This is a genomic window from Aeromonas sp. QDB11, assembly GCF_027705265.1.
Taxonomy (GTDB): domain Bacteria; phylum Pseudomonadota; class Gammaproteobacteria; order Enterobacterales; family Aeromonadaceae; genus Aeromonas; species Aeromonas allosaccharophila.
Genome location: NZ_JAPDBM010000181.1, coordinates 1 through 1099 on the forward strand (window position 1 = coordinate 1; position 1099 = coordinate 1099).

Genomic DNA, 1099 nt, shown 5'->3' on the forward strand with positions numbered 1-1099 from the left:
AGGTCGGGATGATCCTGCCCGAGCCGTTCCAAGTCCGGGGCCAGCCGATCCTTGCTGCGTTTCCAAGTGATCTTGCCGTCGGCAAAGAGTCCTGCCGTAGCCTCTCCCAGCGTGGCCTGTAGCCGCTGCTTGATCTGTGATTCGCGTAGCTCCACTTCCTCCTTGTGTTCGCGCAGATGCAGCAACTCCCCGAACAGCTGGTTGAACTCGGGTGAATCGGAGAGATCGACGGTTTCCCCGTCATCGCGGGGGAAGAGCCAAGCCAGCGCCGAGCCTGCATCTTCGGAGCCATCGGGCTCGGGCTGCTGGTCGTGGGTGACCTGATGCCAGAATTGCGCTTCCCGCTCGGTGAGATCCCGGATCTTTTCCTCGTCGCGTTCGATGCGGTAAATCCGAAAATCTTGACCACCGATTAGTACCGCCACTTCCGCCCAGGCATGACCGGTGACGGCGAGCTGATGCAGTACCTGACACTGGTAGGCGACCGGTACGCCCTCCTCCCATTGGGGGGCACTGTGATAGCTGGCAGTCTTGATTTCGAGGATGCCGGGGCCGTCGGGGTGGCCCACCACCTCCCGGTCGAGATTGGCGAGCATAAACAGGTGCTCGGGGTGCTGTAGTACCGCATTGACCCGGCGCACCCGATAACCGGTGCGCTTGGCGTAGACCTGCGCCAACACCGGTTCGAGCTCGATACCCCACAGCACAGCTTCTTTGTGGGAGATATCTTCCGGCTCCTTACGCCCGGTCTTTTCCAGCCACAGTGACAGCGGGCATTTATAGGGTGAGAGGCCCACCGCAACGGCGGCATCGGATGAACCTAGCCCAAGCTTGCGGATCGCCAACCACTGCTTGCGAGAGAGGTCGGTGGTGGAGGCTAAGCGAATAGCCTGACCGTATTTGGCTTTTGCTTTCATCATTACTCCTTGTCAGCGGCATAAACGTCCCCGCCCGGCCTGATGGCTGGGTAGGGGTCTATGACGGGTAAATGAAATAAATCGGTAGAGCGGGGATTACTGCAGCGTAACTGTTCACCCAGATGGCATTGACAGGAAAAAGTGAGACGATCATCCCTTGATCCACTGTTGCCCCTTGCCTG

1 protein-coding gene is annotated in these 1099 nt (G+C 59.3%); it reads right to left on the reverse strand.

What is annotated here, in order from left to right; genetic code table 11:
* Nucleotides 1-917 (reverse strand): YqaJ viral recombinase family nuclease (locus OKC40_RS22530; protein WP_333563282.1); only part of this gene is annotated, 917 nt, incomplete at its 3' end.
* Between the last annotated feature and the right edge of the window lie 182 nt (nucleotides 918-1099).